General features: G+C 66.4%; 18 protein-coding genes. 10 read left to right on the top strand and 8 right to left on the bottom strand.

Features of this window, described 5'->3' with window-relative positions; genetic code table 11:
• Positions 1 to 47 precede the first annotated feature (47 nt).
• The 3 genes from PNO31109_RS15535 to PNO31109_RS15525 form a co-directional block, all read right to left on the bottom strand.
• On the bottom strand, positions 48 to 3,212 hold the full coding sequence (locus PNO31109_RS15535; RefSeq protein WP_150556371.1) for a multidrug efflux RND transporter permease subunit: 3,165 nt from the start codon (positions 3,210 to 3,212) through the stop codon (positions 48 to 50).
• Positions 3,209 to 6,403, bottom strand: coding sequence for an MdtB/MuxB family multidrug efflux RND transporter permease subunit (locus PNO31109_RS15530; protein ID WP_150556370.1), 3,195 nt, complete (start codon positions 6,401 to 6,403; stop codon positions 3,209 to 3,211). Before PNO31109_RS15530 ends, PNO31109_RS15535 begins: the two co-directional genes overlap by 4 nt.
• Positions 6,404 to 6,493: 90 nt before the next feature.
• On the bottom strand, positions 6,494 to 7,843 hold the full coding sequence (locus PNO31109_RS15525) for an MdtA/MuxA family multidrug efflux RND transporter periplasmic adaptor subunit (protein WP_241014044.1): 1,350 nt from the start codon (positions 7,841 to 7,843) through the stop codon (positions 6,494 to 6,496).
• A 723-nt stretch (positions 7,844 to 8,566) separates the two neighbouring features.
• Between PNO31109_RS15525 and PNO31109_RS15520 the strand changes: the two genes are divergently transcribed.
• Together PNO31109_RS15520 and PNO31109_RS15515 are read left to right on the top strand one after the other, a co-directional pair.
• Positions 8,567 to 9,286 carry a response regulator gene (locus tag PNO31109_RS15520; protein ID WP_039405061.1) on the top strand — a complete coding sequence of 240 codons (720 nt, stop codon included), beginning with the start codon at positions 8,567 to 8,569 and terminating at the stop codon, positions 9,284 to 9,286.
• 187 nt (positions 9,287 to 9,473) lie between these two features.
• Positions 9,474 to 10,748 carry an ATP-binding protein gene (locus PNO31109_RS15515; protein ID WP_150556369.1) on the top strand — a complete coding sequence of 425 codons (1,275 nt, stop codon included), beginning with the start codon at positions 9,474 to 9,476 and terminating at the stop codon, positions 10,746 to 10,748.
• Between the two features lie 325 nt (positions 10,749 to 11,073).
• Here the strand turns inward: PNO31109_RS15515 and PNO31109_RS15510 are convergent, their stop codons facing one another.
• A complete protein-coding gene (locus PNO31109_RS15510) occupies positions 11,074 to 11,364 on the bottom strand; it encodes an H-NS histone family protein (RefSeq protein WP_150556463.1) in 291 nt (96 codons plus the stop codon).
• Positions 11,365 to 11,836: 472 nt separating this feature from the next.
• On the opposite strand from PNO31109_RS15510, the gene PNO31109_RS15505 reads away from it, so the two are divergent.
• From PNO31109_RS15505 to PNO31109_RS15495, 3 genes are all read left to right on the top strand, one after another.
• Positions 11,837 to 12,124 carry a hypothetical protein gene (locus PNO31109_RS15505; RefSeq protein ID WP_150556368.1) on the top strand — a complete coding sequence of 96 codons (288 nt, stop codon included), beginning with the start codon at positions 11,837 to 11,839 and terminating at the stop codon, positions 12,122 to 12,124.
• A 165-nt stretch (positions 12,125 to 12,289) separates the two neighbouring features.
• Complete coding sequence (locus PNO31109_RS15500; RefSeq protein WP_150556367.1) at positions 12,290 to 12,892, top strand: GNAT family N-acetyltransferase; 603 nt, start codon at positions 12,290 to 12,292, stop codon at positions 12,890 to 12,892.
• A gap of 308 nt (positions 12,893 to 13,200) precedes the next feature.
• Positions 13,201 to 14,535 carry an MFS transporter gene (locus PNO31109_RS15495; RefSeq protein ID WP_244958190.1) on the top strand — a complete coding sequence of 445 codons (1,335 nt, stop codon included), beginning with the start codon at positions 13,201 to 13,203 and terminating at the stop codon, positions 14,533 to 14,535.
• 75 nt (positions 14,536 to 14,610) lie between these two features.
• Here the strand turns inward: PNO31109_RS15495 and PNO31109_RS15490 are convergent, their stop codons facing one another.
• The 3 genes from PNO31109_RS15490 to PNO31109_RS15480 all read right to left on the bottom strand — a co-directional run bounded on the left by PNO31109_RS15490 (position 14,611) and on the right by PNO31109_RS15480 (position 15,980).
• Positions 14,611 to 15,036 carry a DUF6691 family protein gene (locus PNO31109_RS15490; protein WP_150556366.1) on the bottom strand — a complete coding sequence of 142 codons (426 nt, stop codon included), beginning with the start codon at positions 15,034 to 15,036 and terminating at the stop codon, positions 14,611 to 14,613.
• Entirely contained in the window at positions 15,033 to 15,479 is a 447-nt protein-coding gene (locus PNO31109_RS15485; protein ID WP_150556365.1) for a YeeE/YedE family protein, read from the bottom strand. Before PNO31109_RS15485 ends, PNO31109_RS15490 begins: the two co-directional genes overlap by 4 nt.
• Positions 15,480 to 15,551: 72 nt before the next feature.
• On the bottom strand, positions 15,552 to 15,980 hold the full coding sequence (locus PNO31109_RS15480) for an ArsR/SmtB family transcription factor (protein ID WP_150556364.1): 429 nt from the start codon (positions 15,978 to 15,980) through the stop codon (positions 15,552 to 15,554).
• A 123-nt stretch (positions 15,981 to 16,103) separates the two neighbouring features.
• On the opposite strand from PNO31109_RS15480, the gene PNO31109_RS15475 reads away from it, so the two are divergent.
• Positions 16,104 to 16,973 carry an MBL fold metallo-hydrolase gene (locus PNO31109_RS15475; protein ID WP_150556363.1) on the top strand — a complete coding sequence of 290 codons (870 nt, stop codon included), beginning with the start codon at positions 16,104 to 16,106 and terminating at the stop codon, positions 16,971 to 16,973.
• Here the strand turns inward: PNO31109_RS15475 and PNO31109_RS15470 are convergent.
• On the bottom strand, positions 16,960 to 17,844 hold the full coding sequence (locus tag PNO31109_RS15470) for a LysR family transcriptional regulator (RefSeq protein WP_150556461.1): 885 nt from the start codon (positions 17,842 to 17,844) through the stop codon (positions 16,960 to 16,962). The genes PNO31109_RS15475 and PNO31109_RS15470 overlap by 14 nt on opposite strands.
• Positions 17,845 to 17,976: 132 nt before the next feature.
• Here PNO31109_RS15470 and PNO31109_RS15465 point away from each other — a divergent pair, with 132 nt between their 5' ends.
• The 4 genes from PNO31109_RS15465 to PNO31109_RS15450 all read left to right on the top strand — a co-directional run bounded on the left by PNO31109_RS15465 (position 17,977) and on the right by PNO31109_RS15450 (position 20,784).
• Positions 17,977 to 18,375, top strand: coding sequence for a tautomerase family protein (locus PNO31109_RS15465; protein ID WP_150556362.1), 399 nt, complete (start codon positions 17,977 to 17,979; stop codon positions 18,373 to 18,375).
• A gap of 150 nt (positions 18,376 to 18,525) precedes the next feature.
• A complete protein-coding gene (locus PNO31109_RS15460; RefSeq protein ID WP_150556361.1) occupies positions 18,526 to 18,897 on the top strand; it encodes a YXWGXW repeat-containing protein in 372 nt (123 codons plus the stop codon).
• A 238-nt stretch (positions 18,898 to 19,135) separates the two neighbouring features.
• Entirely contained in the window at positions 19,136 to 19,981 is an 846-nt protein-coding gene (locus tag PNO31109_RS15455) for an ABC transporter substrate-binding protein (protein ID WP_150556360.1), read from the top strand.
• A gap of 80 nt (positions 19,982 to 20,061) precedes the next feature.
• Positions 20,062 to 20,784 carry an amino acid ABC transporter permease gene (locus PNO31109_RS15450; protein WP_150556359.1) on the top strand — a complete coding sequence of 241 codons (723 nt, stop codon included), beginning with the start codon at positions 20,062 to 20,064 and terminating at the stop codon, positions 20,782 to 20,784.
• Positions 20,785 to 20,793: the final 9 nt, after the last annotated feature.

The following is a 20,793-nucleotide window of genomic DNA, read 5'->3' as shown; positions in this document are numbered from 1 at the left end:
CGCGGACGAATTCGACGACGCGAGCATCGCGCCAACGACGAGCGGCATCAGCCATGGCCGATCTCCCCGACGTCGCCATGGCCCGTCTGGCCACGCGCACGCCAACGCGCCCAGCGCAGGCGCAAGCGATCGAGATACAGATACACCACGGGCGTCGTGTAAAGCGTGAGCACCTGGCTGACGAACAGACCGCCCACGATCGAGATGCCGAGCGGCTGACGCAGCTCCGCGCCGTCGCCGGTGCCGAGCGCGAGCGGAATCGCGCCGAGCATGGCCGCCATCGTCGTCATCATGATCGGTCGAAAGCGCAGCACGCACGCGTGATAGATCGCCTCGCGCGGCGCCATGTTCTGACGCCGCTCGGCCTCCAGGGCGAAGTCGATCATCATGATCGCGTTCTTCTTGACGATGCCGATGAGCAGAATCACGCCAATGAGCGCGATGATGCTGAACTCCGTATTGAAGAGCAGCAGCGCGAGCAGCGCGCCCACGCCCGCCGAGGGCAGCGTCGACAGAATGGTCAGCGGGTGGATGTAGCTCTCGTAGAGCACGCCCAGCACGATGTACACCGTGAGCAGCGCCGTCAGGATCAGGATCGGCTGCGAGGAGAGCGCCGACTGGAACGCCTGCGCCGTGCCCTGGAAGCTGCCGTGCACCGACGTCGGCATGCCCAGGCGGCTCACGGCGTCGCTGATCGACGCCTGCGCCTGCGAGAGCGACACGCCCGGCGGCAGGTTGAACGAAATCGTGCTCGCGGCGAACTGTCCCTGGTGCGACACGCCCAGCGCGGTGTTCGTCGGCCGGTAGCGCGCGAACGCCGAGAGCGGCACCTGCGCGCCGGCGGACGTCACCACGTAGATGTCCTTGAGCGACTCCGGACTCTGCCACCACTGCGGCGCGACCTCCATCACCACCTTGTACTGGTTGAGCGGATTGTAGATGGTCGAGACCTGCCGCTGCCCGAACGCGTCGTTGAGCACGTTGTCGATCTGGCTCATCGTCAGCCCGAGGCGCGAGGCCTGATCGCGGTCGATCTCCAGCGTCGTCTGCAGCCCCTTGTCCTGCTGATCGGTATTGACGTCGACGAGATTGGGCAGACGCGAGATCGCGTTGCGCACCTTCGGCTCCCACTCGCGCAGTTGCTGCAGGTCGTCGGCCTGCAGCGTGTATTGGTACTGCGCGTTGCTCGAGCGCCCGCCCACGCGAATGTCCTGCACCGATTGCAGGTACAGCACCGCGCCCGGCTCCCTGGCCAGCTTGCCGCGCAACCGCGCGATCACCTGATCGGCGCTCGCCTTGCGCTGCCCCAGCGGCTTGAGCGTGACGAACATCGAGCCGCCGTTGCGGTTCGAGCCGCCCGTAAAGCCGGTGACGGACGCGACATCCGGGTCGGCCTGCACGATCCGGATGAAGTCGGCGAGCTTCTTTTCCATCGCCTGGAAAGAAATCGCCTGGTCGGCCTGAATGAAGCCGATCATGCGGCCCGTGTCCTGCTGCGGGAAGAACCCTTTCGGCACGACGGCGTACAGCCAGACGTTCAGGCAAATGGTCGCGAACAGGATGATGAGCATCAGCGGCCCATGCCGCAGCGCCCAGGCGAGCGAGCGTTCGTACTCGCGCAGCATGGCCGCGAACAGACGTTCGGTCCACTCGCCCATACGCGTCCACACGGTGCGGCGCGGCGGCGGCTCGGGCGCGAGCGGCGCCGTCCCGACAGGCACGCCCGGCGCGGGTCTGCCCTTGAGCAGGCGGGCGCACATCATCGGGGTGGTCGTGAGCGAGACGACCAGCGAGACCATGATGGCCGCCGAGAGCGTCACGGCGAACTCCCGGAACAGCCGTCCGACGATGCCGCCCATGAGCAGCAGCGGAATGAACACCGCCACCAGCGAAATACTCATCGACAGCACCGTGAAACCCACTTCGCGCGTGCCCTTGAGAGCCGCGGCAAACGGACTCAGCCCCTGCTCGATATGCCGCGAGATGTTCTCGAGCACCACGATGGCGTCGTCGACCACGAAGCCCGTCGCGATGGTGAGCGCCATGAGCGACAGGTTGTCGAGGCTGAAGCCGCACAGATACATGACCCCGAAGGTGCCGATCAGCGAGACCGGCACGGCCACGCTCGGGATCAGCGTCGCGCGCCAGTTGCGCAGGAAGACGAACACCACCATGATCACCAGCGCGATCGAGATCAGCAGCGTGCGCTCGACTTCCCTGAGCGACGCACGAATCGTGGGCGTGCGGTCCATCACCACGTCCAGGTTGATCGCGGCGGGAATCGACGCGCGCAGGTTCGGCAAAATGCGGTTGATGCCGTCGACGGTCTGGATGATGTTCGCGCCGGGCTGCGTCGTGATGATCAGCAGCACCGAAGGCTTGCCGTTGGCCGAGCCCGCGTTGCGCACGTCCTGTACCGAATCGACCACGTCGGCGATGTCGGACAGGCGCACGGGGCGCCCGTCCTGATAGCTGACGATGACCGGCAGATACTCCCTGGCTGTCTTCGCCTGATCATTGGCGAGAATCTGCCAGCGCCGCTCACCGTCCTCGAGCGCCCCCTTCGGGCGGTTCGCGTTGACCGACTGGATGGCGGTGCGCACCGTCTCCAGCGGAATCTGGTACTTGTTGAGCGCCGTGGGATTGAGTTCGACGCGCACCGCCGGCAGCGAGCTGCCGCCCACCGTCACGTCGCCCACGCCCTCGAGCTGCGAGATCTTCTGCGCGAGAATGGTCGACGCCGCGTCGTACATCTGCCCGCGCGTCATGCTCTCGGAGGTAAGCGCGATGATCATCACCGGCGCACTTGCCGGGTTCACCTTGCGATAGGTCGGGTTGCTCGGCAGGCCCGTGGGCAGCAGGCTGCGCGCGGCGTTGATCGCGGCCTGCACGTCGCGGGCCGCACCGTTGATGTCGCGCGAGAGGTCGAATTGCAGTGTGATGCGCGTGGAGCCCAGCGTGCTGTTCGACGTCATCTCGGTCACGCCGGCGATACGACCCAGCGCGCGCTCCAGCGGCGTGGCCACGCTCGCGGCCATCGTCTCGGGACTCGCGCCGGGCAGCGACGCCGACACGGAAATCGTCGGAAAGTCGACTTGCGGCAGCGGCGAGACCGGCAGCAGGCCGAACGCGACGATGCCCGCGAGCGTCACCCCGATGGTGAGCAGGACCGTCGCGACCGAGCGCCTGATGAAGACGGCCGACAGGTTCATCGCGCGGGACCGTCCGTGATTGCCGGACCGGCGCCGGCCTGGCCGCCATCGCCGCCATCGCCGCCACCGCCGCCGTGCTCGCCCCCGCCTTGCCCGTCCGACGGCCCGAAGCGCCGCTCGCGCCATGCCCGTGCACGCATCGCCCAGCGGTCGAACCACAGGTAGATCACCGGCGTGGTGAACAGCGTGAGCACCTGGCTCACCATCAGCCCGCCCACCATCGTGATGCCGAGCGGCTGGCGCAGCTCGGAGCCGACGCCCGAGCCGAGCATCAGCGGCAGCGCGCCCAGCACCGCCGCCATCGTCGTCATCAGAATCGGCCTAAAACGCAGCAGACACGCCTGATAGATCGCCTCGCGCGGCGCCATGCCGTGCTCGCGCTCGGCTTCGAGCGCGAAGTCGATCATCATGATCGCGTTCTTCTTGACGATACCGATGAGCAGGATGATGCCGATGATCGCGATGATGCTGATGTCGTTGCCCGTCACCATGAGCGCGAGCAGCGCCCCCACGCCGGCCGAGGGCAGCGTCGACAGGATCGTGACCGGATGGATGTAGCTCTCGTAGAGCACGCCCAGCACGATGTACATCGTCACCACGGCGGCCAGGATCAGCCACAGCGTGTTCGAGAGCGACGCCTGGAACGCCTGCGCGGCGCCCTGGAAGGTCGTCTGCGTGCTCACCGGCAGACCGATCGACTGCTCGGCCTCGGTGATCGCCTTGACGGCGTCGCCCAGCGACGCGCCCTTGGCGAGGTTGAACGAAATCGTCGCGGCCGGGAACTGGCCCTGATGGTTAATCGCGAGCGGCGTGGGTTTCTCGATGACCTTCGCGAACGACGTGAGTGGCACCTGCACGCCCGAGCTCGACGCCACGTAAATGCCCTTGAGCGCGTCGGGGCCGCGCTGGAAGTCTTCGGCCACCTCGAGCACCACGCGGTACTGCGACGCCTGCGTGTAGATCGTCGAAATCAGCCGCTGGCCGAAGGCGCTGTAGAGCGTCTGGTCGACCGACGCGGGCGTCACGCCCAGACGGCTCGCCGTATCGCGATCGATCTCCACGTAGGCCTGCAAGCCGTTGACCTGCAGATCGCTCGTCACGTCGGCGAGCTGCGGCACGTGCTGCAGCTTCTCGACGAGCCTGGGCACCCAGGCGCTCAGCGTGTCGAGGCTCGGGTCCTGCAGCGTGAACTGATATTGCGTGCGGCTGATCCGGTCTTCGATCGTCAGGTCCTGCACCGGCTGCATGTGCAGCGCAATGCCGGGAACCTTCGCGACGGCCGGCTGCAGGCGCCGGATGACTTCGGAGGCGTCCACGCCGCGCTCGCCCTTGTCCTTCAGGTTGATGAGCAGACGGCCGCTGTTGAGCGTGGCATTCACGCCGTCCACCCCGATGAACGACGACACCGACTCGACCGCCGGGTCCTTCAGCACTTCGGCCACCAGCGCCTGCTGCCGCTCGCCCATCGCCGTGAACGAAATCGACTGCGGCGCCTCGGAGATGCCCTGGATCACGCCGGTGTCCTGCACCGGGAAGAAGCCCTTGGGCACCCAGAGGTACAGCAGCACGGTGAGCACGAGCGTGCCGAGCGCCACGAGCAGCGTGGCCGGCTGGCGATCGAGCACCCACGTGAGCCACTCGCCGTACCTGGCGATGATGCGATCGAACATCTCGCCGGTCTTGCGGTAGAACTTGCCCTGCTTGTCTTCCGGCACATGGCGCAGCAGCTTCGCGCACATCATCGGCGTGAGCGTGAGCGAGACGACCGCCGAGATCAGGATCGACACCGCCAGCGTGATCGCGAACTCGCGAAACAGCCGCCCGACCACGTCGCCCATGAACAGCAGCGGGATGAGCACGGCGATCAGCGAGAACGTGAGCGAAATGATCGTGAAGCCGATCTGCTCCGCGCCCTTGAGCGCCGCCTGCAGCGGCTTCTCGCCCTGCTCCATGTAGCGCGCGATGTTCTCGATCATCACGATGGCGTCGTCCACCACGAAGCCCGTCGCGATGGTCAGCGCCATGAGCGTGAGGTTGTTGATCGAGAAGCCCGCGAGGTACATCACGCCGAACGTGCCTATGAGCGAGAGCGGCACGGCCACGCTCGGGATGAGGGTGGCCGAGACGTTGCGCAGGAACAGGAAGATCACCATCACCACCAGCGCGACGGCGAGAATGAGCTCGAACTGCACGTCGGAGACGGACGCGCGAATCGTCGTCGTGCGATCGGTGAGCAGCTTCACGTCGATGCTGCCCGGCAGCGACGCCTGCAACTGTGGCAGCAGCGCCTTGACCTTGTTGACCGTCTCGATGACGTTCGCGCCCGGCTGGCGCTGCACGTTCACGACGATGGCCGGCGTGGTGTCGGCCCAAGCCGCGAGCTTGGTATTCTCCGCGCCGTCGATCACGTCCGCGATGTCCGACAGACGGATCGGGCCGCCGTTCTTGTAGGCGATGACCAGATTGCGGTACTCGTCGGCCGAGGCGAGTTGATCGTTGGCGTCGATGGTGGACGCGCGCAGCGGACCGTCGAAGCTGCCCTTTGCCTGGTTGACGTTGGCCGCCGCGATGGACGTGCGCACGTCTTCGATATTGAGCCCGTAGGACGTTATCGCGCGCGGGTTGACCTGAATGCGCACGGCGGGGCGCTGGCCGCCCGAGATGCTCACCAGGCCGATGCCGGGCAACTGTGAGATTTTCTGCGCGACGCGCGTGTCGACGAGGTCCTCCAGCTTGGGCAGCGGCATGGTCTTCGACATGACCGCCAGCGTCAGGATCGGCGTGTCGGCCGGGTTGACCTTGCTGTAGATCGGCGGCATGGGCAGGTCGCTCGGCAGCAGATTGCTCGCGCTGTTGATGGCGGCCTGTACCTCCTGTTCGGCAACGTCGAGCCCGAGATCGAGCGAGAACTGCAGCGTGATCACCGAGGCGCCGCCCGAACTGGTCGACGACATCTGATTGAGCCCCGGCATCTGGCCGAACTGCCGCTCGAGCGGCGCGGTGACCGACGAGGTCATCACGTCCGGACTCGCGCCCGGGTAGAGCGTGACCACCTGGATGGTCGGATAGTCGACCTCCGGCAGCGCCGAGAGCGGCAGCAGCCGGTACGCGACGAAACCGGCGAGCAGGATCGCCAGCATCAGCAACGATGTGGCGACCGGTCGGAGAATAAACGGGCGTGACGGATTCATTGGCTGCGTGGGAAGGCGTGAGCGGCTTGTGCCGGGGCGTCTGCGGCGCGGCGGGCGGGGCCGCGTCGCGTGGCTTCGCGCGACGCCACCTTATTGCGCCTGACGGCGCTGCCCGCCGTTGCCGTTGCGCTTCTCGCCGGCGGCGCGCGGCGCGACTGCCGCGGCGCGGCTCTCGGCCGTGATCACTTCGACCCTGGCGCCGTCGCGAAGCTTGTCCATGCCGTCGATGACGAGTTTCTCGCCCGGCGCAATGCCCGACTCCACGGCCACGTTCGTGCCGTCGGTCGGGCCGAGCTTCACGGTCTTGAGCTTGACGGTCTGGTCCGGCTGCACCGTGTACACGAAGCTGCCTTGGGTGCCGCGCTGCACGGCGGCGCTCGGGATGAGCGTGGCGCCCCTGAGCGTGTCGACGAGCATCTTCACGTTGACGAACTGGTTCGGGAACAGCAGGCCGTCGCCATTGGGGAACTCGGCCTTGAGCTTGACCGTGCCGGTGCTCACGTCGATCTGGTTGTCGATCGATGCCAGCTTGCCCGTGGCGAGCTTGATCTTGCCCGCCCGGTCGAACGCCTCCACGGGCAGCGTCTCGCCGCCGCGGGAGCGTTTGAGCACGCGCGCGAGATTGTCCTCGGCAATCGTGTAGACGACCGTGATCGGCGTGACTTCGTTGATGATCACGATGCCGTTGGTATCCGAGGCGTGAACGATGTTGCCCGGGTCGACCTGCCGCAGCCCCACGAGTCCCGAGACCGGCGCGGTCACGTTCGCGTAGGTCAATTGCAGGCGGGCGTTGTCGAGCTGGCCCTGGTCGGACTTGACCGTTCCTTCGTACTGCTTGACGAGGGCGCGCTGGGTGTCGACCGTCTGCGTGGCAATCGAGTCCTGCTTGAGCAGCGTTTCGTAGCGGGCGAGGTCGAGCTGCGCGTTTCTGAGCAGCGCCTGATCGCGCGCGAGCTGGCCTTCCATTTGCGTGACCTGCACCTGGAACGGCCGGGGGTCGATCTCGGCGAGCAACTGGCCTTCCTTGACCATGTCGCCCTCCTTGAAATGCACCTTCATCAACTGCCCGTCCACGCGCGAGTGCACGGTGACGCTGCGCGTGGGCGTTACCGTGCCCAGGCCGTTGAGGAAGACGGGCAGATCGCCCGTCTTCGCTTCGACGGCGCTCACCGGGGTCGCCGCGCCGCCGGCCATGCCGCCCGGCGGCCCGCCGCGGCGCCCGCCGCTTTGCGCTGGCCCCTGCGCGCCTTGCGTGTGCAGGCGGTAATAGACGCCCCCCGCGATGAGCACCACGATGAGCCCGATCACGCCGGGCACGAGCCAGCGGCGCGTGCGTGTTCCCGTGTCGCGCGGCGCCGGCCCGTTGGGCGGCGCCGGCGGCACAGACGAACGATCAGAACCGTTCGGTTGTTCGGAACCGTGGGGACCGTGCTCGGTCATGACTTCCTCGTAACAGCGCAGTGGTTGGCGGATTCGTCCGGCACCGGCGAGAGCGGCGAGCGCGTCAAGGCGTCAGGCGCTCAGACCGGCTTTGGCAGCCTAGACGGCGACGACAGCGGCGACAGCGACGACAGCGACGACGACGGCAACGACGATACGGACGACATTCATTCTTGTCGGATTGCTGCGGCGCGGCGAACTGCCCGGACGCCCGGGGGTGTCTCGCGCCGACCTTGGGCGATCAGCATAGCAGACCGACGTGCAGGCCCGGCGCACCGGGTCACTTACCGCAGCTTCACCGGCGCGCGGCAGAATGCCGTTGCTGGTGACAGACCGGCGGCGCGCGCATTGGTTCGCTTCGCCAGTGCGTGCTGCCAAGGCGCCCGGAATCATGCCGTCGCCCCACTCTCATGGCATGAGACGCGCGTCCGGGCGTGCGCGACGGCAGCCAGACGGATCGTCGAGAACTGCCAGGGCTGCCGGCGGGACCGGGAGGCAAGGAGGCACGAGGGCAAGGAGACACGGGGGGCAAGGAGGCCGGACGGGCCGCCTGCCGAGCAGAGCGAAGCTTACGTGAAGCGCATGAAATTTTGGCGGCATCGAAGCTCGCACTATTATTACGCATCGTTACAGGTCGGCAACACTGTAATGTCTGGAAACAAAACGCGTGTCTAGCTGCGCGGGGAGGCCACTATCATGACGACACCACCTGTCCGATCCAATATGAAGATTCTTGTTGTCGACGACGATCCCGACCTGCGCGACCTGCTGCGCGAGTACCTGAGCCGCCACGGCTTCTCGGTCGCCGTGATGCACGACGGCGACGGGCTGGCCGCACGCCTCGAACGCGAGCGCCCGGCCCTGATCGTGCTCGACCTGATGATGCCCAAGGTCGACGGGCTCACCGCGCTGCGCGACCTGCGCGCGCGCAACGACGACGTGCCGGTGATTCTGCTCACCGCGCGCAGCGACGAAATCGACCGTATCGTCGGCCTCGAGATCGGCGCCGACGATTACCTGGGCAAGCCGTTCAGCCCGCGCGAGCTGCTCGCTCGCATCAACGCCGTGCTGCGCCGTCGCAAGACGCCGGACGCCGCCGTACCCGAGCAGCGCGAGAACTACACGTTCGGGCCGTTCGTGCTGGACTTCCGCAGCCGCACGCTCACGCGCGACGCGCAGCTGCTCACGCTCTCGGACGGCGAATACGGGCTGCTGCGCCTGCTGGTCAATCACGCCATGCAGGTGCTCTCGCGCGAGCGCATCATCGAATTGCTCTACGGCGCGGACAGCGACGTCAACGATCGCGGCATCGACGTGCAGATCTGGCGCCTGCGCCGCCTGCTCGACGAAGACGCACAAAGTCCGCGCTTCATCCAGACCGTGCGCGGTCGCGGCTACATCTTCGTTCCCGACGGCCAGCGCGCCGACATGGCGAGCGCCTGATGACCCGGCGCGGTCATCCGCTCCCCGTCTCGCGCCTACCCGACTCCGCCAGTACGGACGATCCGGCAAAGGCGGACGACCGATTCGCCGTCGAAACGCCGGGGGCGTCGCGCGACGCCGTCTTCCGGCCTGACAAGGACTCCGGCATGCTGCCAATGTTTTTCCCGGACCGCCTGCGGAGCGCCGCATGAAAGGCCGGTTCGATACGCTGTTCGGCCGGCTCGCGGTGCTGATCATCGCCGCGCTGGTCATCAGTCATTTTTCCTACCTCACGATCCTGCGCAGCGATCACGACGACACGCGCGTGCAGAACGCCGCCGAGCAGATGGCGTTCATCATCAAGGCCGCCGCCGACGTGCACGACGGCAACTCCACGCTCACGCTGCCCGATCTCGTGCAGGTCGTGCCGGTCACGTTCGCGCACGGCGACGTGTTCGAGCCGGCCTCGCGCAGTGCGCGCCTCACGACCGAGCTCGCGCGCCGTCTGCCGCCGGGCACGCAACTGCGCGTGGAGCGCACGCCGCCGCCGCGCATCTGGGCGCGCCTGCCGGGACGCGACTACTGGATCGCCACGCCGATCCTCTCCGTGCGCAATCCGCCCGGCACGGCCGCAGTGCTGCCCGGCCTGGCCGCGGTGCTCGGCATTACGGTCATCTTTGCGCTGTTCGCCGCGTGGCAGCTGCAACGTCCGGTCCGCGACATGGCGGCGGCCGCCGAGCAATTGGCCACCCACCGCGTGCGCACCCAGGTCAAGGAGCGCGGCCCGTTCGAGTTGCGTCAGCTTACCGAGCGCTTCAATCGCATGAGCCACGATATCGTGCAGACCGATCGCGAGCGCAACACCATGCTCGCCGGCATCGCGCACGATCTGAAGACGCCGCTCGCGCGGCTGCGGCTGCGCGCCGAAATGCTCGAGGACGCGCAGATGAGCGAAGGCATCGCACGCGATGCCGAATCGATGACCCGCATCGTCGACCAGTTCCTGCTGTTTGCGCGCGGCATCGAAATGGACAGCGCGGCCTCGCCGGTCGAAGCGCGGATCCCGGCGCTTGTCCAGCCTTTTCTCGACCAGGGCTACGCCATCGAACTCGATCTGCAGGCCGGGCCGGGCTTCAAACTGCGTCAGACCTATCTCGAGCGCATCGTGAACAACCTGCTCGACAACGCCGTGACGTATGGGCGCGCGCCGCTTGCGATCCGGACCTCGCACGACGCGAGCGGCTGGCGACTGGTCATCGAAGACAGCGGGCCCGGCATTCCGAACGAGGACATCAATCGCGTGGTGCGTCCCTTCGTCCGGCTCGATCCCGCGCGCGGCGGCAACGCGCACTGCGGACTCGGACTGGCCATTGTCGACAAGCTGACGCAGCAACTGGGCGGGCGCGTGTCGTTTGCCAACCGGCCCACCGGCGGCCTGCAGGTGACGCTCATGTTCCCGCCGGACGATCCCGGTGCGGCGTGAAAAGCGACACGCCGGCCATGACGGCCGCCAGCGCACGATTGCCCTGAAGCACGCCCCATGAAAAAACCCGCCCTCGATCCACGAGCGGCGGGTTTCGACTTTTACGGCATTGCATCACATCAAGCCACAGCCAGGCGATCCGGGGTTAGGGGGCAATGCGACTACTGGGCTGCTGCTCTACTGCTTACAGGGACACGTAGCACACGTTGAATGGACACGGTGGATGGGCTGGCGGTGCCTTGCGCGTCGGTGCGGCATGGCGATCGTTTGCGCCCCATCTCCCTGACATGTGACCGGCAATGCCCGTCCGGCTTTCGCCGGCGAATTACTTGATCAGAAATTTCTCTTTGTTCTTGCCGACCCACTTCGGCGCGCGGCCGCGGCCCGACCACGTTTCACCGGTTGCCGGATTCATGTACTTCGGTGCGATCTGCGCGCGCGCGGCACGGCGACGGCCGTCCGTCGTTGCAAGACCCAGATCCTTTGCAGTCAGCTCATATTCCTGGATCTTCTGTTTCACTTCGGCGATCACCTGGGCGACTTCGCGGGCCCGGGCTTCCTCGATCTGCTTTTCGATCTTTTCGCGTTGCGCGACGAGTTCCTTATAGCTTGCCATCTGGCGTGTCCTTACGTTGTTAAAATGGATCGCCACTTAAAATAGCACGAGTTTTAATAAATTGAAAACCGCATTTCCAGGGAATGAGGCATTGCACGCCAAAATCGCATTGAATCGTCCCGGTGATACTTCACAAAATGCACGGAATGAGGGCAAAAATCCGGGAATATCGCCTCGCCCGGCGCTTCGCAACTCAACGCGTGTACCACTTGATTGGCGTCTGATATCCGCCAATCAGCGCCCAAAGTGATCAGGACTCCACGCGGCCATGTCGTCGCTCATCACGCTCCGCAAGACTTGGTAAGCATTTCGCGCGCTTGCCGGCCTCGCCTTGCGCCATCGCGACACGCATTCTTCGACGCACGAAAATATACGATTACAAATATTTAAGCGCTATCCGATTATTCTGTGATCCGAAACAGCGAACTGATTCGGATGCTTCGCAAGACATTCGCCCTCGATTGGCGTCGAGGTGACGCAATTTACGGATAAGCGCGACAGCCGTTTCATGCGTTCGATTCGCCCGATTTCATACGGCTCGCCATTAACTGTCTGGTCAGACGCGAGCCGGCGCCGGAACCCTGCGCGCCCTCGCGATATTCCGGGCATTGCGTGCAATATGGGCGAGGCGCGGGTAATCCCTGCCTGGCGCCTGGCCAATGATGATGAATGGCAGCGAATGCCGGATATTTCCGATCGATTGACGTATACGTCAAATTCGCGCGTCAATCTCACCCCGGATTGGCGCGCGATTCCGTAAGATAGGGCAATGCGCCGTGCGACCGGCTGGCCCGGCAGCCCGGCGCAAGCGCCCGCCCCGCGTGGCCTTTCAAAAAGTGAATCGGAGCGATTTACGTAAATTAAGTAAATCCTGATTTATCGTGATGACTCATTTGACCACCGAATCAAATTCGGGTTTGAACGCATGACGACCTTCCTCCCCCCCTGCGCCCCCGCGTTGCCCGCGGCGACGCTCACCACGGCGCGCACGGTATTGCGTCCCTGGCGAGCCGAGGACCTGGCGCCTTTCGCGGCACTCAACGCCGATCGCGAAGTCATGCGTCACTTTCCGACGACGCTCGACCGGGCGCAAAGCGACGCCGTCGCGCACCGGCTCGCGCAGCATATCGAGGCGCACGGCTACGGCCCGTGGGCGCTCGAGATTCCGGGCGTGACGCCGTTTGCCGGCTTCGTCGGCCTCATGAACGTGAGTTTCGATGCGCCGTTCGCACCGGCTGTCGAGATCGGCTGGCGGCTGGCGCGCGCGTGGTGGTCGAACGGATACGCCACGGAAGCCGCGCAGGCGGCCGTCGCCTTCGCGTTCGACACGCTCGGCCTCGACGCTCTGGTGTCCTTTACCGTCACGGCCAACGCGCGCTCACGCGCGGTCATGGCGCGGCTCGGCATGCACCACTGCCCGGACGAGGACTTTCTGCATCCCCTGGTCCCCCCGGGACATCGCATGCGCCGTCACGTGCTCTACCGGCTGGCGGCGAGCGATTGGCGTGCATCGACGTCGGGCGGATAGGCGCGGAGGGGCGTGGAGGGGCGTGGAGGGGCGTGGAGGGGCGGGGTCCGGCGTAGGCGCGCAATAAGTGCGGGACAGCACGGGACACGCGCCCCGAACCGACGGCGGGGTGGCCGTTCGGCCCGCGCGCAAGCGCTTGCTTTCCCGTGCGCCGGGAACCCCGCGTGCGCCGATGGCGGCCGCGCCGCGCCTTCGCGATTGAAGCGTGCGGCGCACTCGTGGGAGAATTCGAATCTTTGCGCCTGCCGTTCCCCCCAATCGTGTCGCGCGCCGTCATTATTCCGCTCATCATCGCCTGCGCCCTGTTCATGGAGAACATCGACGCGACGGTGATCACCACCTCGCTGCCTGCCATGGCACGAGACCTGCACCAGGATCCGATTTCGCTCAAGATGGCGCTGACCGCCTACGTGGTCGGGCTGGGCATCTTCATTCCGATTTGCGGTTGGGTCTCCGACCGTTTCGGCGCGCGCAACGTGTTTCGCACCGCCATTGGCATTTTCATGGCCGGCTCGATCCTGTGCGCCCTGTCCTTCTCGCTGCCGACGTTCGTCTTCGCCCGCTTTCTGCAGGGCGTGGGCGGCGCGATGATGGTGCCTGTCGGCCGGCTCGTGATCTTCCGCGCCGTGCCCAAGCATGAACTGGTCAAGGCCATCGGCTACCTGACCATGCCGGCGCTGCTCGGCCCGGTCATCGGCCCCCCGCTCGGCGGCGCGATCACGGCCTATTTGCATTGGCGCTGGATTTTCTTCATCAACATCCCCGTGAGCCTGCTCGGCATTTATCTGGCCGGCAAGTACATCGACAACGAACGCGGCGGCGACGCGGGACGCCTCGACACTGTCGGCTTCATCCTCTCGGCACTCGGCAGCGGGCTGCTCATGCTCGGTCTGGCGATGATCGGCGAGCGTCAGGTCGACGACGGCGTCGTCGCGACCATGTGCGTGCTCGGCGCGCTGTTCCTGCTTGCCTACTGGCGCCACGCCAACCGCGCGCAGGCTCCATTGCTCGACTTGCGCCTGCTGCGCATTCCGACGTTTCACGCGAGCGTGATCGGCGGCTCGCTCTTTCGCATCGGTCTGGGCGCGGTGCCGTTCCTGCTGCCGCTGGCGCTGCAGGAGGGCTTGCACATGGACCCGTTCAAGTCGGGCATGATCACGTGCGCATCGGCATTCGGCGCCATTTTCATGAAGGCGATCGCGCAGCGCGTGCTCGCGCGTTTCGGGTTCCGTCGCGTGCTGATCGTCAACGCGGGGCTCGCCGGGCTCGCGCTCTCGTCGTATGGGCTGTTCACGCACGACACGCCGGTCGCGCTCATGCTCGCCGTGGTGGCGTTCGGCGGCTTCTTCCCGTCGCTGCAATTCACGTGTCTGAATTCGATCGTCTACGCCGACATTGCCAGCGCGGACGCGAGCCGCGCAACGAGTCTCGCGAGCGTGGTGCAACAGCTCTCGCTCGGTCTGGGCGTGACGATTGCGGGGATGGTGCTGCAGGCGAGCAGCCGCCTTGCCGGACACGAGCAGTTGACGGCAGGCGACTTCCTGCCGGCGTTTCTCGTGATCGGCCTTTTCTCGTGGCTGTCGATTCCGGTGACCCGCCGGCTGCCGGCCGACGCCGGCACGGAACTGGCGCGCCAGCACTGACGGTCGGGGATCGGCGGTGGGCGTTGACATCGGCGCTGACGTCGGGCGCTGATGCCTGACGCCGGCGCCAGCCCCTCAGCGTCTGGCCGCTCCCCGGGTGGCGAGCGCATGAACCGCCATGCCCACGACCATGGCAGCGACGAACACCAGCGCCTTGGCCGAGCCCGCGCCGAGCAGCACCAGCGCGGGTCCGGGGCAAATGCCGGCGAGCCCCCAGCCCACGCCAAACAGCAGGGCGCCGATGACGAGCCGTTTGTCGAGCCCGCGCAACGCCGGCCACATGCGTGGCTCGCCGGTCCATGCCATGACCTGCCCGCGCGCGAGCCCAAACCCTGCGAAGGCGACGGCGACCGCCCCGCCCATCACGAACGCGAGCGACGGATCCCAACGCCCGGCGAGATCGAGAAAGCCCAGAACTTTCGCGGGATTGGCCATGCCCGCGAGCATCAGTCCGAGGCCGAACACGAGACCGCCGGTGAACGCGAAAAGCAGCTTCTTCATACGACGCCCCGGAAGTCGAGGACGTGACGCACCACGAACACGGTCAGAAAGCCCGTGGCCATGAAACACAGCGTGGCCACCAGCGATCGCCACGACAGTCGCGACAAGCCGCACACCCCGTGGCCGCTGGTGCAGCCCGAGCCGAGCCGCGTGCCGAAGCCCACGGTAAGACCGGCCGCCGCGAGCATGGCGGTGCTCGCCTCGATCTGCGCCTCCGGCACCAGCGCCACGGCCTGATACACCCAGGGCGCCGCCATGAGCCCGAGGACGAATGCCACGCGCCAGCCGACGTCGCCCGAGCGCGGTCGCAACAGGCCGCCGAGGATGCCGGAGATGCCGGCGATGCGCCCGTTCGCGAGCATCAGCCAGACGGCGGCGACGCCAATCAGGACCCCGCCGGCAAGCGATGTCCAGGGTGTGAAATGGAAGGTGTCGATTGTCATGGGGCGATTTTCAGTGACCTGGCAATGATGGGGCAACGACGTCAGGGAACGGGCTGTCGGCGAGATCGCCCGTCAGGGCCTCGGACAGAACTGCTCGTAGAGGCACGCAAGCACGGCGAGCACGGCACCGTCGGCAACCGAATAGAAGATGCGCTTGCCGTCGCGGCGGGTCGTCACGAGCGCCTGCGCGCGCAGCACCGCGAGTTGTTGCGAGAGCGTGGGCTGGCGAATGTCGAGTTGCGCCTCGATCTCGCCCACGGACAGTTCGCCCTGGGTGAGCTGACACAGAATCAGCAGCCGGTCTTCGTTGGCGAGCGCGCGCAGCAGCGCGGCGGCCTCGCGCGCGGCCGAGCGCAGGTGCGCGGCGTCCAGCGGCACACCCGCCGTATCGTTGGCGGCGGCCTCATGGAGTGCCGTGACGGTAGGGGCGAAAGTGCCGGTGGCGGCGCCCGCAGCGGGTGCCGTCCGGTCGTCCGGGGATGGCGCAGTGCCTCGTGGCATGGCAGGATCGAAACCTGATCGGAAAAGTGGGGGCGCGGCAAGATGTCGCGCGGCGTTACGCCCAATGCGTACACTTTGCTGATTTATAATATATGAATCGATAAACTTTTGCAGGAGTCGGACATGTCAGCCACGCCAGCCCACATCGAGGCATTTTTCGACACCGCCACCGCCACGGTGACGTATGTCGTGTTCGATGCGCCGGGCGCTCACGCGGCGATCATCGATCCGGTCCTCGATTACGATCCGAAGGCCGGCCGCACGCACACGGGCTCGGCCCAGCGGGTACTCGACTTCGTGGCCGCGCAGAAGCTCACCGTCGACTGGATTCTCGAGACGCACGCCCACGCGGACCATCTGTCGGCGGCGCGCTGGCTCAAGGAGCGCGTGGGCGGGCGCATCGCCATCGGGGCCCATATCCGCGACGTGCAGCACGTATTCAAGAAGCTCTTCCATCTCGGCGCCGACGTGCCGCCCGACGGCTCGCAGTTCGACCATCTGTTCGAGGACGGCGAGACGTTCGCGATCGGCGCGCTGCAGGCACAGGCGATGTTCGTGCCCGGACACACGCCGGCCGACATGGCCTACCGCGTGGGAGACGCGGTCTTCGTCGGCGACACGTTGTTTATGCCGGACGTCGGCACCGCCCGCTGCGATTTCCCCGGCGGCAACGCTCACACGCTGTTTCGCTCGATTCGCCGGCTGCTCTCGATGCCGCCCTCGACGCGTCTGTTCATGTGTCACGACTATCCGCCGGCCGGGCGCGCGCCGAAGTGGGAGACGACCGTCGGCGAGCAGCGCCGCGCCAACATCCACGTACACGACGGCATCGACGAAGCGACGTTCGTCGCGATGCGCGAAGCGCGCGACCGCACGCTCGACATGCCGACGCTGATCCTGCCGGCCGTGCAGGTCAACATCCGCGCCGGCGACATGCCGGCACCGGAAGCCAACGGCACCCGCTACCTGAAGATTCCGCTCAACGCGCTGTAAGCTGAGCAGCCAGTGCATCGCGCGCCTGCGTGACCCATTCGGGCTCGCCACGGCGAGCGGGCAGCAGGTGGAACTCCGCCTCCGGCAGCGCGGGCAAGCGCCGCCCCGGCACGAGCGGCTCCACGCGCACGAGCGAAGGCCCCGCCGCCGACGCGTTCAGACAAGCCACCCCAAGCCCCGCGCTCAACGCCAATTGCAATCCCGCCACGCCGGAGGCCACATGGGCAATCGTGTACGGCACGCGATGCGCGTCGAGCCACTGCGTGGTGAAGCGGTGCAGTGCGCACGTGTCCGGCAGCACGAGTAGCGGCACCGGCTCGCCGCTGCCGCGCACGAAATCGGGCGACGCCACCCAGTCCAGCGATTCGCGCACGAGCGGCCGCGCACCGGCCACGGTGTCGCGCCCCAGCCCTTTGCCGAGCACACGCATCGACACGCCGATGTCGAACTCGCCGTCGTCGTAGCCCGCCTCGATCACGCCGCTCTTGAGAATCGTCACGTGGATGCGCAGCGACGGATATGCCACGCCGAGGTGGCGCAGCATGCGCGCCACTTCGCCCGGACGAAAGTAATCGGTGATCGCCAGTCGCAGCTCGCCCGCGATCGAGTGGCCGCGCACGTCGTGCCAGGCGTGTTCGGACTGCGCCAGCAATTGACGCGCGTGGCCGAGCAGGCGTTCGCCGGCGGGCGTGGTGGCCACGCCGTGCTTGCCGCGCGTGAACAGTGTGACGCCAATGCGCTCCTCGAGCTTGCGCATCTGCTCGCTCACGGAAGACTGCGAGAGGAATACGCGGGGCGCCGCGGCCGACAGGCTGCCCGCCTCGGCCACCGCCACGAAGGTTCGCAGCTGATCGAAATCGAACCCGGGCACCATGATCTCACCTATTCGAAAAATCGATGGATGAGATCGTAAATTCCCGCTTTTCCGATGTAAATCGGCTCCCTAGACTGAAGCCGTCGTCTTCGACAACACGTTGGATCTTCAACCTTCAGGAGCCACACCATGCCGCACATCGTCCTCCAGCTCTCGGGCACGCCAGACGACACCCTCACGCGCAACGCGGTACGCGCCGTCTCGCAGTTCACCGTCGACACGCTGCACAAGGCGCCCGAGGTCATCGCCGTCACGGTCGACTACATTGCGCACGAGCGCTGGTTCATCGGTGGCGCGCCGCTCTCGGAGCAAGGCAAGAATGCGTTTCACCTCGACATCAGCGTGACCGACGAAACCAACACGAAAGCCGAAAAGGCGCGGTTCATCGCCCAGGTGTTCGAAACGCTCTCGGAACTGCTCGGCAATGTCCACGAGTGCTCGTACATCCATGTGATCGACGCACGCGGTGCAGCTTATGGATACGGCGGACGCACGCAGGAGTATCGGCATCAGCATGCGCACGGGTGACGGGTTCGTCACGATCGTTCGCCCACGCGGGTTTTCGGGGAATGGAACGAAACATTTCCAACATTTTCTTACGACTATTCGTTTCGCCTTGGAGACATTCAGCCCGTACCATGAAGGCGTACCAAGACATCGCTTTCAAAGGGGGCGAACATGAAAAAACTGACGCTGACCATCGCGCTCGTCGCCGCCACGCTCGGCGGCATCGCCACGGCACCGGCCCACGCCCAAGTCGGCGTGTCGATCAGCATTGGCGCACCGCCGCCGCCGCGCTACGAACCGGTGCCGCCGCCGCGCGCCGGCTACGTGTGGGCGCCGGGGTTCTGGGATTGGGACGGCCATCGCCACATGTGGCGCGGCGGTCACTGGGAACGCGCCCGCCCCGGCTACGCCTATCGTGCGCCGGCCTGGCACCAGGGCCCGCACGGCTGGGAGCTCAGTCGCGGCGGCTGGGACCCGCGCGGCCCCGATCACCACGATGATCACGACCACGGTCGCGGCCACGGCTACGGTCATCGCCACTGATCGCGCCGTATCGCGGCAACCCGGTTTGGCGGCAGGCACGCCGGCGCTTATCAGCGCCGGCGTTTTGCTAAGGAAAATCGATTGGTTGGGCGCGTCGCAATGCGCCGTTATCGTAGAGGCCCACTCGCTGCTACCCGCAGCCGCGTCCCCCGCCGGCGTCTGTCCATGCTGCTCGCCGGCGCCATCGAACGATGGCGGGACGAGTGACGGATCTACGCAAAACGGAGCCCAACAGGCCATGCAAAACCACACTCGCAAACCACGCGCCAGCCTCGCTGTTTCCGCCCTCGCGGCATCGCTGTTCTCGATCGCGGCTCTCGCGCCGCTTGCCGCTCACGCCGACAAGCTCGACGACATCAAGAAAGCCGGCGTGCTGCGCGTCGCCACGTTCGACAGCAACCCGCCGTTCGGCTACGTCGACGCGAAGTCGCACAAGATCGTCGGCCTCGATGTCGACTACGCCAAGGCGCTCGCCGACAAGCTCGGGGTGAAGCTCGAGCTCCAGCCGACGAACCCTGCCAATCGCATCCCGTTCCTCACGTCGAAGAAAGTCGACCTCGTACTGGCGAACTTCACGATCACGGAAGAGCGCGCCAAACAGATCGACTTCAGCATTCCATACTTCTCGTCGGGCCAGCAGTTCCTCGCGAAAAAGGGCACGCTCTCGTCGCCGGACCAGTTGAACGCGCTGCGCATCGGCGCCGACAAGGGCACGACCAACGAAATCACGCTGCGCGAGAAATTCCCGAAGGCGACGATCGTGGCCTTCGACGACACGCCGTTTGCCTTCGCCGCGCTGCGCACGGGCACGGTTCAAGCCATCACGCAAGACGGTCCCAAGCTCGTCGGCCTGCTCGCGAACGTGCCCGACAAGCAGAACTACGAAATTCCCGCCTTCACGATCTCGAACGACTACATGGGCGTAGGGGTGCCCAAGGGCGAGGCGCGACTGACCGCTTTCGTCAACGACACGCTGCGTGCGCTCGAGAAAGACGGCACCGCCGCCACCATCTACGACCGCTGGTTCGGCCCGAACACCACGCAGCCGCTGCCGCGCCTGTTCAAGATCGGCGACAAGGTCTGACGCTCGCCCGTCGGCCGGCCGGGAGCGCATGGCGCACGCGCGCCACGCGGGCCCGGCCTCTGGCATTGGAACGCCCGATCATGATCGACTGGCTCGCCCCGAAATATCTCGCGTGGCTCTTGCACGGCTTCGGCGTGACGCTCGCGCTCGCCGCCGCCGCAAGTGCCACGGCGACCTGGCTCGGCTTCGGTCTCGCTCTCGCCCGCGACTCGCGCAGCGCCTTCTTCTCGGGCCCCGCCGCCGTGTTCGTCGCCGCCATGCGCAACACGCCGCTGCTGGTGCAATTGTTCTTCTGGTACTTCGGCGTGGCCGCGCTGCTGCCGCCCGGCGCGGTGCAGTGGCTCTCGCAGCCGCATGCATGGCATTGGACGCTGTTCGACATTCGCTGGCCGACCCTGGAGACGCTCTCGGGCTTCGTCGGGCTGACGGTCTACACCACCGCCTTCATCGGCGAGGAAATCCGCGCCGGACTGCGCGGCGTGCCCGCCGCTCAGACGCATGCGGCCGCCGCGCTGGGGCTGAGCCGCTTCGCCGTCTTCCGCCACGTGGTGCTGCCACAGGCCGTGCGTATCGCGCTGCCGCCGCTCTTCGGGCAGTACATGAACGCGGTGAAGAACTCGTCGCTCACGATGGCGATCGGACTCGCGGAGCTGTCCTACGCGTCGCGCCAGGTCGAGACAGAAACCTTCAGGACGTTCCAGGCCTTCGGCATCGCCACGCTGCTCTACGTCGGCACCATCGCGATGATCGAGGCCGTGAGCATGGCGAGCACGCACCGCCACGCCGTCGCACCGTCGCGCTGACGCCGCACG

It is taken from the genome of Pandoraea nosoerga (assembly GCF_902459585.1).
Lineage (GTDB): Bacteria > Pseudomonadota > Gammaproteobacteria > Burkholderiales > Burkholderiaceae > Pandoraea > Pandoraea nosoerga.
This window is presented reverse-complemented; position numbering and strand designations above follow the sequence as displayed.